Annotated in this window: 15 protein-coding genes and 1 pseudogene; 5 read left to right on the forward strand and 11 right to left on the reverse strand. The window is 63.2% G+C overall.

The annotated features are described in order from the left end of the window. Positions 1 to 532: pseudogene (locus tag ACREB4_RS09605) on the reverse strand (transcription-repair coupling factor); the annotation flags it as partial. A gap of 91 nt (positions 533 to 623) precedes the next feature. Between ACREB4_RS09605 and ispD the strand changes: the two are divergent. Next, positions 624 to 1,403 (forward strand): 2-C-methyl-D-erythritol 4-phosphate cytidylyltransferase, encoded by a 780-nt coding sequence (ispD, locus tag ACREB4_RS09610; RefSeq protein WP_431587994.1) that lies wholly within the window; start codon positions 624 to 626, stop codon positions 1,401 to 1,403. On the opposite strand, the gene ACREB4_RS09615 is transcribed toward ispD, so the two are convergent. From ACREB4_RS09615 to ACREB4_RS09630, 4 genes are all read right to left on the reverse strand, one after another. Further along, positions 1,342 to 2,088, reverse strand: a complete 747-nt coding sequence (locus ACREB4_RS09615; RefSeq protein WP_431587995.1) for a zeta toxin family protein — start codon at positions 2,086 to 2,088, stop codon at positions 1,342 to 1,344. The genes ispD and ACREB4_RS09615 overlap by 62 nt on opposite strands. 67 nt (positions 2,089 to 2,155) lie before the next feature. Next, complete coding sequence (locus ACREB4_RS09620; protein ID WP_431587996.1) at positions 2,156 to 2,512, reverse strand: type II toxin-antitoxin system Phd/YefM family antitoxin; 357 nt, start codon at positions 2,510 to 2,512, stop codon at positions 2,156 to 2,158. 44 nt (positions 2,513 to 2,556) lie between these two features. After that, positions 2,557 to 3,387, reverse strand: coding sequence for a trypsin-like serine protease (locus ACREB4_RS09625; protein ID WP_431587997.1), 831 nt, complete (start codon positions 3,385 to 3,387; stop codon positions 2,557 to 2,559). Between the two features lie 97 nt (positions 3,388 to 3,484). After that, positions 3,485 to 4,687 carry an ammonium transporter gene (locus ACREB4_RS09630; protein ID WP_431587998.1) on the reverse strand — a complete coding sequence of 401 codons (1,203 nt, stop codon included), beginning with the start codon at positions 4,685 to 4,687 and terminating at the stop codon, positions 3,485 to 3,487. A 270-nt stretch (positions 4,688 to 4,957) separates the two neighbouring features. Here ACREB4_RS09630 and ispF point away from each other — a divergent pair, with 270 nt between their 5' ends. Then, the gene (ispF, locus tag ACREB4_RS09635; RefSeq protein WP_431587999.1) at positions 4,958 to 5,440 is read left to right on the forward strand and encodes a 2-C-methyl-D-erythritol 2,4-cyclodiphosphate synthase; all 483 of its coding nucleotides are present in this window, start codon (positions 4,958 to 4,960) and stop codon (positions 5,438 to 5,440) included. 21 nt (positions 5,441 to 5,461) lie between these two features. On the opposite strand, the gene ACREB4_RS09640 is transcribed toward ispF, so the two are convergent. After that, on the reverse strand, positions 5,462 to 6,790 hold the full coding sequence (locus tag ACREB4_RS09640; RefSeq protein ID WP_431588000.1) for a sensor histidine kinase: 1,329 nt from the start codon (positions 6,788 to 6,790) through the stop codon (positions 5,462 to 5,464). A gap of 9 nt (positions 6,791 to 6,799) precedes the next feature. Further along, positions 6,800 to 7,537, reverse strand: coding sequence for a two-component system response regulator OmpR (ompR, locus tag ACREB4_RS09645; RefSeq protein WP_431588001.1), 738 nt, complete (start codon positions 7,535 to 7,537; stop codon positions 6,800 to 6,802). A 237-nt stretch (positions 7,538 to 7,774) separates the two neighbouring features. On the opposite strand from ompR, the gene ACREB4_RS09650 reads away from it, so the two are divergent. Then, positions 7,775 to 8,482, forward strand: a complete 708-nt coding sequence (locus ACREB4_RS09650; RefSeq protein WP_431588002.1) for an SIMPL domain-containing protein — start codon at positions 7,775 to 7,777, stop codon at positions 8,480 to 8,482. Here the strand turns inward: ACREB4_RS09650 and ACREB4_RS09655 are convergent. The 3 genes from ACREB4_RS09655 to phaP all read right to left on the reverse strand — a co-directional run bounded on the left by ACREB4_RS09655 (position 8,442) and on the right by phaP (position 10,735). After that, positions 8,442 to 9,242 (reverse strand): arginyltransferase, encoded by an 801-nt coding sequence (locus tag ACREB4_RS09655; protein ID WP_431588003.1) that lies wholly within the window; start codon positions 9,240 to 9,242, stop codon positions 8,442 to 8,444. The two genes, ACREB4_RS09650 and ACREB4_RS09655, sit on opposite strands and share 41 nt — an antisense overlap. Then, positions 9,239 to 9,976: a leucyl/phenylalanyl-tRNA--protein transferase gene (gene aat, locus ACREB4_RS09660; protein WP_431588004.1), complete on the reverse strand. Its 738-nt coding sequence runs from the start codon at positions 9,974 to 9,976 to the stop codon at positions 9,239 to 9,241. The genes ACREB4_RS09655 and aat overlap by 4 nt, the downstream gene beginning before the upstream one ends. A gap of 204 nt (positions 9,977 to 10,180) precedes the next feature. After that, positions 10,181 to 10,735, reverse strand: coding sequence for a TIGR01841 family phasin (phaP, locus tag ACREB4_RS09665; RefSeq protein ID WP_431588005.1), 555 nt, complete (start codon positions 10,733 to 10,735; stop codon positions 10,181 to 10,183). Positions 10,736 to 10,969: 234 nt separating this feature from the next. Between phaP and ppa the strand changes: the two genes are divergently transcribed. Beyond that, complete coding sequence (gene ppa / locus ACREB4_RS09670; RefSeq protein WP_431588006.1) at positions 10,970 to 11,506, forward strand: inorganic diphosphatase; 537 nt, start codon at positions 10,970 to 10,972, stop codon at positions 11,504 to 11,506. Between the two features lie 79 nt (positions 11,507 to 11,585). Here ppa and ACREB4_RS09675 read toward each other — a convergent pair whose 3' ends face one another. After that, the gene (locus ACREB4_RS09675) at positions 11,586 to 12,911 is read right to left on the reverse strand and encodes an aspartate aminotransferase family protein (RefSeq protein WP_431588091.1); all 1,326 of its coding nucleotides are present in this window, start codon (positions 12,909 to 12,911) and stop codon (positions 11,586 to 11,588) included. A gap of 184 nt (positions 12,912 to 13,095) precedes the next feature. On the opposite strand from ACREB4_RS09675, the gene aceA reads away from it, so the two are divergent. Next, a complete protein-coding gene (gene aceA, locus ACREB4_RS09680; RefSeq protein WP_431588007.1) occupies positions 13,096 to 14,412 on the forward strand; it encodes an isocitrate lyase in 1,317 nt (438 codons plus the stop codon). Positions 14,413 to 14,522 lie beyond the last annotated feature (110 nt).

Consider the following 14,522-nt stretch of genomic DNA (forward strand, 5'->3'; position numbering starts at 1 on the left):
GGATCAGACCGCCGCGCACGGCGTATTCGCCGGGCGAGACCACCTGGCTGACATGCGTGTAGCCGGCCAGCGTCAACTGCGACTTCAAGGCCGCTTCGTTGAGCTTCTGCTTCTGCTTGAAGTGGAAGGTGTAGGCCGCCAGGAAGGATGGGGGCGCCAGCCGCGTCAGCGCGGTGGTGGCGGGCAGCAGCACCACGTCCACCCCGGTGCCCGAGCCCACGCCTTGCTGCACGCGCCACAAGGTGGCCAGCCGCTCCGAGATCAGATCCTGGTGCGGCGAGAAGGTGTCGTAGGGCAGCGTTTCCCAGTCCGGGAAGATGGCGCAGCGCAGGTCGGGCGCGAAAAACGCGATTTCGTCCATCAGCCTTTGCGTGTCGGCTGGGTCGGCGGCGATCAGGGCGGTGACCTGGCCCTCGGCCTTGCGGGCCTGGGCGAACTGGGCCACCAGCAGGGCGTCGGCCGATCCCAATGGGCGGGGCACGGTGTAGCGTTTGCCAACGGCGATGGACGGGAGCGGAAGCGAGGGCAACATGGGCGGCGCAAGAATGGCAAAGCGCCCGGCGGCGGGCTGCGGCCGGGCGTGATCTGAAGGAAAGCCGATTGTAGGTGGGCGACAATCTGGCATGCTCGACGCCCCGCCTTTGACCCCATTGAACTTCTCCGCCCACGGTTTTCAGCCACGTTGTTTTGCCTTGGTGCCCTGCGCTGGCATTGGCGCGCGTGCTGGCGTGGGCGGGCCCAAGCAATACCACCCGGTGGCGGGGAAGGCGGTGGTGGCGCACACCCTGGCGTCCTTGGCGTCGGTCTCCAGGTTGGCCGCGACCTTGGTCGTGCTGTCGCCCGACGATGCGGTGTTTGAGCGGCATGTGCCAGCGTTCACTGGCGACAGCGCCTGGGTGGCCCGTGTGGGTGGCGCTTCGCGCGCGGAAAGCGTGGCCCATGGCCTGGACGAGCTGCTGGCCAGAGGTGCCGATCCGCACGATTGGGTGCTGGTCCACGATGCCGCCCGCTGCCTGATTCAGCCCGGGTGGATCGATCGCCTGATCGATGAATGCCAGGACGATGAGGTGGGCGGCTTGCTGGCCTTGCCCGTGGCCGATACCTTGAAGGCCGCGGTGCCGGGCTCAGCCGGTGAGGCGCGTGTTCAATCCACGGTGGACCGTGCCGCCAAGTGGTCGGCTCAAACGCCGCAGATGTTCCGCTTGGGTTTGCTGCGGCCTGCCTTGATCGCTGCCTTGAGCGATCCGGCCAGGGCGGCGGCCATCACGGACGAAGCCAGTGCCGTCGAGGCCTTCGGCCATTCGCCTCGGCTGGTGCTGGGCGACTTCGAGAACTTCAAGCTCACTTGGCCGGGCGATTTCGCGCTGGCCGAGCGGCTTTTGTCGACGCGTCCGGCAGGTTGACCGAAGGCTGGGCCGTTTCCTTGAGGGCCGCGGCCACGAGAGGTTTGACCCAATCGGGCGTGTCTGCCAAAGAGGCTTGCGTGGGGGCAAGCACGCGTGCTGGTGCCGCCGGGTTGGCGGCGCGGGCGCTTTGCCAATGCAGCACCAGGCGAGGCTGTGGTGCCAGGCCGGCATTGGGGTCCGCTTCCGCTGTGTTGTCGTACACCCGCAGCTCGGTCAGGTGGGGCAGCAGCTGGATCAACTGCAGGCGGCTTTGGTCGAAGCGCCGGCGGATGTCGGCCTCGGGGATGTCGTGCCCGCCCTTGGCCACCCGCGCCTTGACCCGGGCGATGTGGTGGTCGGCCGTGAGCAGGCCCACGTACCAGATGCGCACCTCGAAACCTTGCTGGGCGGCTTCTTCCAGCAATCGCGTGAAGCTGCGTCCGCCCAGCGTGGTCTCGAAGTTGTAGTCCAGCCCTTGGGTGATGGCCTGTTGCAGCAGGCGCTTGCCCTCGTGCCAAGCGGCGCTGTTGGCCTGTGTGGCGCTCAGGTGCGGCTGCGCGCGACGGATGGCCGCGGCCGCTTCGTCGGGATTGAAATAGTGGCCCCCGCGGCGGCGGATGTTGGCGCCACCAATGCTGCTCTTGCCGGCACCGTTGGTGCCCGCCAGGACAAAAATACGGGGAACGTGGGCAACTGATGCCACGGCGTGGTCTCTCTCTGGGTATTTTTATGAAGCAGCGGCACGGCATGTTCCGTGGGCTGGGTGCGCCTCAGGCGCCGTTCGGGTGGGCGATGTAAGCCACTGCCGCCTGGCCCAGTTCTTCGGGCGGGGCGTCGAAAGCGTCCATCAGGGCATCGCGCGAGGCCGAGGTCTGCATGCGCTGCAAAAGGTGATCGAATTCTTGCGTCAAGCTGTCCAGCGGCTGGTGTTGTCCGTCCAGCAGGGCCTGGTAGGCGTCCATCGACAGCACCACGGCGGTGGGGCGGTCGCGCTTGGTGATGGCCACCATGCCCTGGCTGAAGGCCGTGTCCAGCACAAGCCCAAAGCTGTTTTTAGCCTCGGTGGCTGAAAACTCGGGGACTTCCACCTGTTCGCCGCGGTGGTTGCGCAAGGTCAGTGCGGTCATGTTGGACGCTTTCTGCGATCAATCTGGCGATCGGTGTGGCTATTTTAGCCATTTCGTCCAGAATGTCCAGTTCTTAAAGCCAGAATGGCCAATCCGCCCAGGGCATACAGGGCCAGGCTGGAGGGCTCGGGCACGCTTGAAACCCAGCTCACCTGCTGGCCAGAGCTCGCCATGGTCGAATTGATCCAGGTTTTGTAGCTGGCCACCTGGGTGAAGGCGGAGCCTTCGGAAGCCCCCGTGGTGTCGTTGGTCAATGCCGCCGAGGCGATGCCCAGCAGCACGGCGCCAGCGCTGTCCGTCACCGCGCCCTTGAACAAGGCACTGCCGCTGTCGCCGCTTTGCAAGTAGGCCTGGCCATTGGTGACCAGCCAGTTCACCGTGGAAGTGACGCCATGACTGGTGTTCGTGGAGACGGCCGCGGAAGCGGTCGTGGTGGCATAGCCATTGGGGATCTGGTTCTGCGCCGTGGCCATGGTGAGGGTGCCCAGGGCCGCGATCTGGCTGGACTTGACCACCAGGTCATTCAAGATGGGGGTGGCCGTGTCGAGCGCGCTGCTCAGGTGCACCAGGGCGATGTCGTTGTTGGGAAACGCCGCGCTCGAGAAGGTGTACACCGCATCGACCAGCGACGAACCGTCCAGCGTGCTGAAGCTGCTGGACCCCAGCGACAAGCCACTGGCCACGTGGGCGGCAGTCAGGACCCAGTTGTCCGCGACGAGCACCCCCGAGGCACTGCCCAGCGCTCCGACCGCGCTGAAGCTGCTGGTGTTCGTGCCATTGACGATCGCATGAGCGGGCAAGGCGCCACACAGTGCGACCGCCACGGCGCATGACGCCAGCAAAGGGCGGGAAAGGGCTGGGCGGTGGTGTTTCATGGGCATGTCTGATCGGGTTGGTTCGTGAGATTTTCCTCAGGCGCGCTGCCTGGACGGGCACGCGTTATCCCGCAGTTGATCACAGCTTTACCCTTCTTCACCACGAGACTTCTTGCTCCGGGGTGGCCTTGATGCGGTGGATCGACAGGTCGGCACCATCAAATTCTTCTTCCTGGGACAACCTCAAGCCCAAGACCTTGTTCAGCACGCCATAGACCACGAAGCTGCTCAGCAATGCAAAACCCACGATCAGCACGGTGCCCAGCACCTGGGCCCCCAAGTGGACCCCGCCAATGCCGCCCAGGCTGTGTTGCCCGAAGATGCCTGCCGCGATGCCGCCCCAGGCGCCGCACAGGCCATGCAGCGGCCACACACCCAGCACGTCGTCGATCTTCCACTTGTTCTGGGTCAGCGTGAACATGAACACGAAGATGGCGCCGGCGATGGCGCCCACGGCCAGGGCGCCCGCGGGGTGCATGATGTCCGAGCCTGCGCACACGGCCACCAGGCCCGCCAGTGGGCCGTTGTAGACGAAGCCCGGGTCGTTCTTGCCCAGCAAGGCCGCCACCAGCGTGCCGCCCACCAGGGCCATCAACGAGTTCACGGCCACCAGGCCCGAGATCTTGTCGATGGTTTGCGCGCTCATCACGTTGAAGCCGAACCAGCCCACCGCCAAAATCCATGAACCGAGCGCCAGGAAAGGGATGCTGGAAGGCGGGTGGGCAGACATCCCGCCATCTTTGCGGTAGCGGTTGCGCCGCGCACCCAGGATCAACACCGCCGGCAAGGCCAGCCAGCCCCCGAAGGCGTGCACCACCACCGAGCCGGCGAAGTCGTGCATCTGACCACCCGTGACCTGTTCCAGCCACGTCTGAAAGCCGAACTTGTTGGCCCAGACGGCGCCTTCGCACAGGGGGTAGAACAGCCCCACGATCACGGCCGTGGCCAGCATTTGTGGGTGGAATTTGGCCCGTTCGGCAATGCCGCCCGAGATGATGGCGGGGATGGCCGCCGCGAAGGTCAACAAGAAAAAGAACTTGACCAGTTCGTAGCCATTCTTCTGGGCCAGAACATCGGCGCCGCTGTAAAAATCAACACCGTAAGCCACGGTGTAGCCCACGAAGAAGTAGGCGATGGTGGACACGCAAAAGTCCACCAGGATTTTGACCAGGGCATTGACCTGGTTCTTGCCACGGACCGTGCCCAGTTCCAGAAATGCGAATCCGGCGTGCATGGCCAGGACCATGACCGCGCCCAGCAGGATGAACAGCGCATCCGTGCCTTGTTTCAATGACTCCATGAAGCGTCCAAAAACTGAATGAATTGAAGAACAAAAACCGCACCGATTTGGGGTCGAGTGCGGCGCTTTGATGAAAACCGCACCAATAAAAGCAATTTATGGGCCAGTTTTGGGCGTCAATGGGCCGATGTTGTGCGTCATGCGTGCCCTGTATTGGGGCTTTCAAGCGACGTCAGGCTGAAAGTTGCACACTGATGGTGCGTTCTGAGCCAGGTGCGGATGGGTTCAAAATAGAGCTTGCTTGGCGGCAAGGCCAGTCAGAGGAGCACCATGACGATTCGAGTTGGAGAAGGTTGGGACACGCACGCGCTGGTCACAGGGCGGCCGCTGGTCCTGGGTGGCGTCACCATCGAGCACACGCACGGGCTGCTGGGGCATTCCGACGCCGACGCCCTGCTGCATGCCATCACCGATGCTGTCTTGGGCGGGGCGGGCCTGGGCGACATTGGCCGTCACTTCCCCGACACCGATCCCACTTTCAAAGGGGCGGATTCCATGGTGTTGCTGCAAGAAGCCGTGCGCCGCGTGCGGCAGGCCGGGTGGGAGGTGGGCAATGTGGACAGCACCATCGTGGCTCAAGCGCCCAAGATGGCGCCTCACATCCCGGCCATGCGTGAACGGATCGCGGTGGCCCTGGGCGTGGGCATCGACGCGGTCAATGTGAAGGCCAAGACCGCCGAGAACATGGGGCCGGTGGGCGAGGGCCGGGCCATCGAGGCCCGGGCCGTCTGCCTGCTCTTGAAAAGAGCCTGACCAGGCATGCCTTGACTGGGATCAAGGCGCCCGTTTCAGCCGGATGTGCGCGACCAGGCCCCCCCCGGGCGCGTTGCCCAGGTCCAACTGGCCACCCATGCGTTGAAGCGCTTTCTCGACAATGGCCAAGCCCAGGCCGGCTCCGGTGGCGGCCGTGCGGGCGGCATCACCCCGGAAAAAGGGCGTGGTCAGCTGGGCCAGTTTTTCAACGGCCACCCCGGGTCCATGGTCGCGCACCGTCAACAGCACCCACGACCCTGAACGCGTGTAGCTGACCTCCACGTTCGCCACGCCCGTGTAGGTGTTGCGGCCATAGCGGCGCGCGTTCTCGAACAGGTTGGTCAACACGCGGCCCAGTTCGGTCTCATCGGCCATCACCTTGGTGTCGATGGGCAGCTTGGCCCCGATGCGGATGCGTTTGGTGTCGCGGAACTGGCTGATCGCCTTGTCCACCACCGAGGACACATGCACCGGCACCAGCGTCACGTCGCCGGGGCGCGCGTAGTCCATGAACTTGTCGATGATGGCGTCGAGCTGGTCGATGTCGGCCGCGATGTTGCGCTTGGCCTCCTCGTCGACCACGCTCATCTCGGCCTCCAGTCGGATGCGGGCCAGCGGCGTGCGCAGGTCGTGCGAAATACCGGCCAGCATCACCGCGCGGTCTTCTTCCACCTTGGCCAGTTCGCGCGCCATGCGGTTGAAGCCCTGGTTCACCTCGCGGATCTCTCGGGTGATCATGGACTCGTCCAGCACCGAGTCGTATTCACCCTCGCGGATGCGGCTGGCCGCGAACGACAGCTCTTTCAGCGGCTGGTTGATCAGGCGCGCGATGGCGGCCGATCCCAGGATGGTCGCGATGAAGGCGATGCCCACCCAGATGAACCAGGTGCGCCCCGTCATGGGTTCGACGCGCGCGGTGTCCGCCTGCAGCCAGTAGTTGTCCCGCTCGATCTGGAAGCCCACCCACAGGCCCGGCACGTGGTTCACGCTGCTGGCGACCACCGTGGTGGGGCCCAGGCGCGAGCGCAGTTCCTTGCCAATGGCATTGGTGAAGCGGTTGACCTCAAACGGTTCGAACTGGTCGGCCGGCTCCCGCGCCCTGAGCATGATCGACTCCTGCTCGGACATCGTCTTGATCAAGGTGACGCGGTTGATGCTGTCGGCATAGTGCAAGGCGGCGCGCGACAGGTTCACCAGGCTGGCGATCTGCTGCGCGGCTTGCACCGTGCGGGGCTCGAACTCCAGGGCCTTGAAGGTCTGGACCCAGGCCACGATGCCTGCGGTCAACAACAGGCTCAGAAGGATGAATGTTCGCCAGAAGAGGCTGAGTGCAAAACGGTTTCTACGCATGCGCCACCATCAAGCCCCACCGTCCGGCACGAACACATAGCCCACGCCCCACACCGTCTGGATGTAGCGGGGCTGTGAGGGATCGGGCTCGATCATCTTGCGCAAGCGCGAGATCTGCACGTCCAGGCTGCGGTCGAAGGGCTCGAACTCGCGGCCGCGGGCCAGTTGGGCCAGCTTGTCGCGCGAGAGGGGCTGGCGAGGATGGCGCACCAGCGCCTTGAGCATGGAGAACTCGCCGGTGGTCAAGGCCAGGGGTTCGCCTTCCTTGCTCAGGCGGCGCAGGGCCAGGTCGAACTCGAAGGGGCCGAACAGCACGGTCTGCGCTTCCTTGGCGGGCGCACCGGGTGCCTCTGGAGCGGGGCGGCGGCGCAGCACGGCGTGGATGCGGGCCAGCAGTTCGCGCGGGTTGAAGGGCTTGGGCATGTAGTCGTCGGCGCCCACTTCCAGGCCCACGATGCGGTCCACGTCTTCGACCTTGGCGGTCAGCATGATGATGGGCGTGCTGTCGTTGGCGGCGCGCAGGCGGCGGCAGATCGACAGGCCATCTTCGCCGGGCAGCATCAGGTCGAGCACGATCAAGTCCACGGTTTCACGCGTGAGCAGGCGGTTGAGCGCCTTGGCGTCTTCGGCCAGCAGAACCTCGAAGCCTTCCTGGCTGAGGTAGCGACGCAGCAAATCGCGGATGCGGGCGTCGTCGTCAACCACCAGGATGCGATCTGGGCGCTGGGTATTGGCAGTGGTGGTCATCCGTCTCTCCTCGAATTTGTAACAAGCCGGATTGTGCGCACTTTGCACGCTCAAAAAACGGTGCTCTGACCCCTTGTTACAAATCTTGCGCTCTTGGTCCAAGGGCGTCAAGTGGGTCTTCGGGCGACCCTGAAGCCCTGAGTGTCAGCGGGGGCGGCCATTGGCGCGTTAGATTGGCTCACCCCGAGATCGGCATGGCCGGTCATCTGATTCAAAAAACCGTTGCCAGGAGTCCTCATGTCACGTTATTCGGCCCCCATGTTGTTGAGCGCGGCCTACTTGGCCGCCAGCGTTTCCCTCGTTCACGCGGAGCCTTTGCGCGCCAATGTCGTGAGCTTTCAGGCCACGGCCACGCAAGAAGTCACCCAGGACCTGCTCGCGGTGACCTTGCAAGCCAACCGAGAAGGTGCCCAGGCGGCCGAGGTGCAAGCTGGCCTCAAGCAGACTCTGGATGCCGCCCTGTCCGAGGCCAAGCGCTCGGCTCAACCTGGCGCGATGGAAGTCCGCACGGGCTACTTCTCAGTCAATCCACGCTATGGCAACAACGGCCGCATCAATGGCTGGCAAGGCACGGCACAACTGGTGCTGGAGGGCACCGACACCACGCGCATTTCCCAGACCGCGGGCAAGCTCAACCAGCTCAACATCGTGAACGTCAGCTATGGCTTGTCGCGCGCCTTGCGTGAGCAGCACGAGTCGGCATTGACCGCCGAGGCCATCAACCGCTTCCGCAGCCGGGCTGGCGAGTTGAGCAAGAACTTCGGTTTCACCCATTACTCGCTGGGCGAGGTCAATGTGCAAACGGGCGATCCAGGCTTCCAGGGGCGCCCGATGATGATGGCCATGCGTGCCAAGGCGGCCGATGCTGAAGCCGCCTTGCCGGTCGAACCCGGCAAGGGCGTGCTCACCGTGACGGTGTCGGGTCAGGTGATCTTGAGCCAGTGACCGGCGTGGCGGCCTCGGGCGTGGCCTCGTCGCGCCACTGGCCGCCCTTGAGCGTCTGGTGCGGCCGGAAGTGCGTCTTGTAGGCCATCTTGCGGCTCTGCTCGATCCAGTAGCCCAGGTAGACGTGGGGCAGGTTCAGTTGCTGGGCCTGGTCGATTTGCCAGAGCACGCTGTAGGTGCCGTAGCTCTTGTTGGCCTCGGGCTCGTAGAAGGTGTAGACCGCCGACAGGCCATCATTGAGGATGTCCAGGATGGACACCATCTTGAGCGCCCCCTGGGCCTGGCCTTCGCGCGGGGGCTCGCGGAATTCCACCAGCCGTGAATTGACGCGGCTTTGCAGCAGGAACTGGGTGTACTGGTCAACCGAGTCGTGGTCCATGCCGCCTCCTTTGTGCCGGCCGGCCTGGTAACGCAGGTAGAGCTGGTAGTGCTCGGGGGTGAAGCACAGGCGCAGCACGCGGGCTTCGAGGCCCTGGTGGGCCTTCCAAGCGCGCAACTGGCTGCGGCTGGCGGCAAAGCGCTCGACCGGAATCCTGAGGGGCACGCAAGCCTGGCAACCGTCGCAATAAGGGCGGTAGGTGAACATGCCGCTGCGCCGAAAACCATTGGCCACCAAGCCCGAATAAACATCCGCGTTGATCAGGTGGCTGGGCGTGGCCACCTGCGACCGTGCCACCTTGCCGTCCAGGTAGCTGCACGGGTAGGGGGCCGTGGCGTAGAACTGCAAGGAAGCCAGGGGGAGGTCTTTGAGGTGCGTCACGCTGCCAAATCCAGGTGGGACCAGAATGATTCATCATAGGCCCAAACCGCAGGTCCTTCGAGGTCGACGGCCCCCCTCAAATGGGCTTCGAATTCCGCACGTGGCAGGGTGCGCCCGCCCAGCGAGGCCAGGTGGCCCGTGCGTTGCTGGCAGTCGATCAACTGGATGCCGTGAGCCCGACAAAAACACACCAGCGCGGCCAGCGCGATCTTGGACGCATCGACCCGCCGGGTGAACATGGACTCGCCGTAGAACATTTTGCCCAGGCCAATGCCGTACAGGCCGCCCACCAGCTCACCATCCACCCAGGTTTCGAAGGAATGCACGCACCCCTCGGCATGCCAGTGCTTGTAAGCCAGTTGCATGGCGGGGACGATCCAGGTGCCGTTCTGGCCGTGTCGTGGCGCATTGGCGCAGGACTCGATGACTTGGTCGAACGCACTGTCGATGCGGATTTCGCAGCCCGGGGTGCGGCGGAATTTCTGGATCGTCTTGCGCAGCGACCGGTTCAATTTGAACTCGTCCACCGGCAACACCATGCGGGGATCGGGCGTCCACCAGAGGATGGGCTGGCCTTCGCTGAACCAGGGGAAGATGCCGTGGCGGTAGGCCGCGGTCAGGCGTGCCACGCTCAAGTCACCACCGGCGGCAAGCAGCCCGGGGGCATCGCTGTGGGGCGCCCAGGCCTGGGCGGTGTCGGGGAATGAATCGAGTGCGTTAAGCCAAGTGATCATGGTCTCCGAGCATACGCAATCCATGGCCCAGTCGAAAAAAAGCCCGATGGCGAACCACCGGGCTTAAGGGTACCTTGAACGAATTTCAGGAGGTACCGAGGAGACAACCTTTCGGCGAGAACCGCTGTGGTGCAACGGTGTCTCTCGCATCGGGCGCTGAAAGCCAGGCACAAGGGCGCGGGCTTTCAGCTTGCCGTCAAAAGATCAGGCAGCCTTGCGGGGCTTGGCCGTGGCAGCCTGGGTGGCCTTGACCGCGGTGTTGGAAATGGCCTGGAAGTTGGCTTCAGCCACGTCGGCGGCTTGCTTGGCAGCCTTGTGCACTGAGTCGAACGCGTTGTTGGCGGCGGCCACGGCCGACTTCACCAGCACGACGGCGTTTTCAGTGCCAGCGGGTGCGTTCTTCACGGCGTTGTCCACGACGGACATGAATTTCTTTTGGGCTTCGGACAGTTGGCCTTCGGCCACCTTGCTGACTTCGGCGCTCGTGCTGGAGGCGATGTCGTACAGGTGACGGCTGTAGGCGGCGACTTTTTCGGCCGAGGGCTGCAGCAGGCTGGTGTTCAGGGCCAGCAGCTCCTGAGCATCTTTCACGGACAGCGCGGCCTTGGTGTGCTCGGACACTTCATCCAGCGTGGCCTTGGCCACTTGCAGGTTCAGTTCCACCAGCTTTTCCACGCCTTCGAACGCCTTTTGGCTCAGGTCGAACAGGGTAGAGATGTTAGCCTTGTGGTTAGCCAAGAGTTGTTCAGCGGTCAGCATGTCATATCTCCGTAAGAGTGATGGGTTAAGTCGCTGCGCTTGGGTACTAGAACTGCATTGTTGCGCTGCAACATGATCGCAAGTATAGGCATCTTTAAGATCAATGCAAGCACTTTTTTGTGCGGTGCAGCAAAAGCGGTGCAAAACAGCCTGCTGTTGCCCAAATTACAGAGTCGCCACGGCAATGACCTACACTTGCCGACCTCGAATACCATCACTCCTGATCGATTCATCATGAGCCTGCTGCAAGTCCCTCCTGGCGCCAAGGCGCCCGACGCGTTCAACGTCATCATCGAAATCCCGGCCAATTCGGACCCGGTCAAATACGAAGTCGACCATGAAACCGGTGCGGTTTTTGTCGATCGCTTCATGGGCACCGCCATGCACTATCCGTGCAACTACGGCTACGTCCCGCAAACCCTGGCCGACGATGGCGATCCGGTCGACGTCCTGGTGGTGACGCCGTTCCCCCTGCCTCCGGGTGTGGTGGTGGCCTGCCGTCCCCTGGGCATCTTGAAGATGGACGACGAAGCTGGCGGCGACTCCAAGCTGGTGGCCGTGCCGACCGAAAAGATCCTGCCGATGTACAAGAAGGTCCAGACCCTGGAAGACCTGCCTGAATTGCTGCTGGCACAGATCAAGCACTTCTTCGAGCACTACAAGGATCTGGAGCCCGGCAAGTGGGTCAAAGTCATTGGCTGGGCTGGCATCGAAGACGCCAAGACCGAAGTCACGCAAGGCATCGCCAACTACAACAAGAAGCACGCCTGAATTTTCTTGAATCACGCGATCGCATGAAAAAACCGCCAGGCCTGCAAGGGCCGTGGCGGTTTTTTTTGGCCAGCAGGCTTTACTCGACGCGCTGGATCACCTTGGCCAGGGTTGAAGCGATCTGGTCGATCTGGCTGTCGTTGATGATCAATGGCGGCGAAATGGCGATGTTGTCGCCCGCCGCCCGCACCAGCACGCCCTCTTCGAAGCAAGCCAGGAAGGTCTCGAAGGCGCGGCGCCCGGGGGCCGCGCCCGCCCTGGGGGCGAACTCGATGGCCACCACCGCGCCCGTGTTCCGGATGTCCACCACGTTGGGCAGGCCCTTCAGCGCGTGGAAGGCTTCTTCGAATTTGCCGTGCAATTGCGCGCCCCGCGTGAGCAGGCCTTCTTCCTCATAGGTGTCGAGCGTGCCGTGGGCGGCGGCGCAGGCCATGGGGTGGGCCGAGTAGGTGTAGCCATGCGGCAACTCGATGGCGGCTGGGGGGCCTTGCATGAAGGTGTCGTGGATGCCTTGTTTGGCGAACACGGCGCCCATGGGGATCACGCCATTGGTGATGCCTTTGGCCGCGGTCAGCAGGTCGGGCGTGACGCCGTAGTGCTGGGCCGCGAAAGGCGAGCCCAGTCGGCCAAAGCCGGAGATGACCTCGTCGAAGATCAGCAGGATGCCGTGCTTGTCGCAGAGGTCGCGCAGGCGCTGCAGGTAGCCCTTGGGGGGCAGCAGCACGCCCGTCGACCCGGCCATCGGCTCCACGATGACGGCGGCGATGGTAGAGGCATCGTGCAAGGTGACCAGGCGTTCCAAATCGTCGGCCAGTTCGGCACCGTGCTCCGGTTGCCCTTTGGTGAAAGCGTTGCGGGCCAGGTCGTGGGTGTGTCGCAGGTGATCCACGCCCGTGACCAGGTTGCCGAAGAGCTTTCGGTTGGGCCCCAGGCCGCCAACCGCCGTGCCTGCGAAGTTCACGCCGTGGTAGCCGCGTTCGCGTCCGATCAAGCGGGTGCGGTGGCCTTCGCCGCGAAGCCGGTGGTAAGCCAGTGCAATTTTCAAGGCGGTGTCGACCGCTTCGGAGCCCGAGTTGGTGAAGAACACCCTGTTGAGGCCTTCGGGCGTCAGCTTGACCAGGCGCTCCGCCAGCGAAAATGCCAGCGGGTGGCCCATCTGGAACGGCGGTGCGTAGTCCAGTTCCGACGCTTGCCGGGCGATGGCTTCGACGATGCGCGGCCGGGCGTGGCCGGCGTTGACACACCACAGCCCCGACGTGCCGTCCAGGATCTCGCGCCCTTCGGGCGTCCAGTAATGCATGCCATTGGCCTTGGCCAGCATGCGTGGCGACTGCTTGAATTCACGGTTGGCCGTGAAGGGCATCCAGAAGGCGTCCATGTTGGGATTCACGTCGTTGGGCTCCATGTGTTTTGAGTTCACCCTACATCATTGGGTGCATTTTTGACATTTGTACGCCCAAGCAACCCTCAAACGCCATCGAACGTGGAAAAATTTGAGTCTTATATAAGACATAAGTCTTGGATTTTTGGTGGAACTCTGTAGAATCCCGGGTTTTCCTAGTACCTCACCAACCTCCCCCGGAGATGTCATGACGAAACTCACCCGCGAACAACAGATCGCCGCCCTGGAAAAAGACTGGGCTGAAAACCCCCGCTGGAAGCTGGTCAAGCGCGGCTACTCCGCTGCTGACGTCGTGCGTCTGCGCGGCAGCCTGCAGCCTGAGTACACCCTGGCCAAGAACGGCGCTGAAAAGCTGTGGGAAAAAGTCAACGGCGGTGCCAAGAAGGGTTACGTCAACGCCTTCGGCGCCATCACCGCCGGTCAAGCCATGCAGCAAGCCAAGGCTGGCCTGGAAGCCGTGTACCTGTCGGGCTGGCAAGTCGCCGCCGACGGCAACACGTCGGAAACCATGTACCCCGACCAATCGCTGTACGCCTACGACTCGGTGCCCACCATGGTTCGCCGCATCAACAACACGTTCAAGCGCGCTGACGAAATCCAGTGGGGCCGTGGCATCAACCCCGGTGACGAAGGCTTCGTGGACTACTTCCTGCCGATCGTTGCTGACGCTGAAGCCGGTTTCGGTGGCGTTCTGAACGCTTTCGAACTGATGAAGAACATGATCGCTTCGGGCGCTGCTGGCGTTCACTTCGAAGACCAACTGGCTGCCGTGAAGAAGTGCGGCCACATGGGCGGCAAGGTGCTGGTTCCCACGCGTGAAGCCGTTGAAAAGCTGATCGCGGCCCGTTTCGCTGCCGACGTGATGGGCGTGCCCACCATCGTTCTGGCCCGCACCGACGCTGAAGCAGCCAACCTGCTGACCAGCGACTGCGATGCCAACGACCAACCTTTCGTCACCGGCGAACGCACCCAAGAAGGCTTCTACCGCGTCAAGAACGGTCTGGAGCAAGCCATCAGCCGTGGCGTTGCCTACGCTCCCTACGCCGACCTGGTGTGGTGCGAAACCGGCGTGCCCGACATCGGCTTCGCCCGTGAATTCGCGCAAGCTGTGCACGCTGCCTGCCCCGGCAAGCTGCTGTCGTACAACTGCTCGCCTTCGTTCAACTGGAAGAAGAACCTCAACGACAAGCAAATCGCTTCGTTCCAAGAGGACCTGTCTGCCCTGGGCTACAAGTACCAGTTCATCACGCTGGCTGGTATCCACATCAACTGGTACAACACGTTCCAGTTCGCCCACTCCTACGCCAACGGCGAAGGCATGAAGCACTACACCGAAATGGTTCAAGAACCCGAATTCGCTGCGCGCGAAAAGGGCTACACCTTCGTGTCGCACCAACAAGAAGTCGGCGCTGGCTACTTCGACGACGTGACCACCGTGATCCAAGGTGGTTCGTCTTCCGTGAAGGCCCTGACCGGCTCGACCGAAGAAGAACAGTTCCACTGAGTCGAACCTTCGATTCAGGTGTGATCAAAAGCCCCTGGCGCAAGCCCGGGGCTTTTTTCATGCGCCCTTCATGCGGAAAGGGTTAAAATCAAACGCAACCCGATTCATCA

It is taken from the genome of Aquabacterium sp. (assembly GCF_050725395.1).
Lineage (GTDB): Bacteria > Pseudomonadota > Gammaproteobacteria > Burkholderiales > Burkholderiaceae_C > Aquabacterium.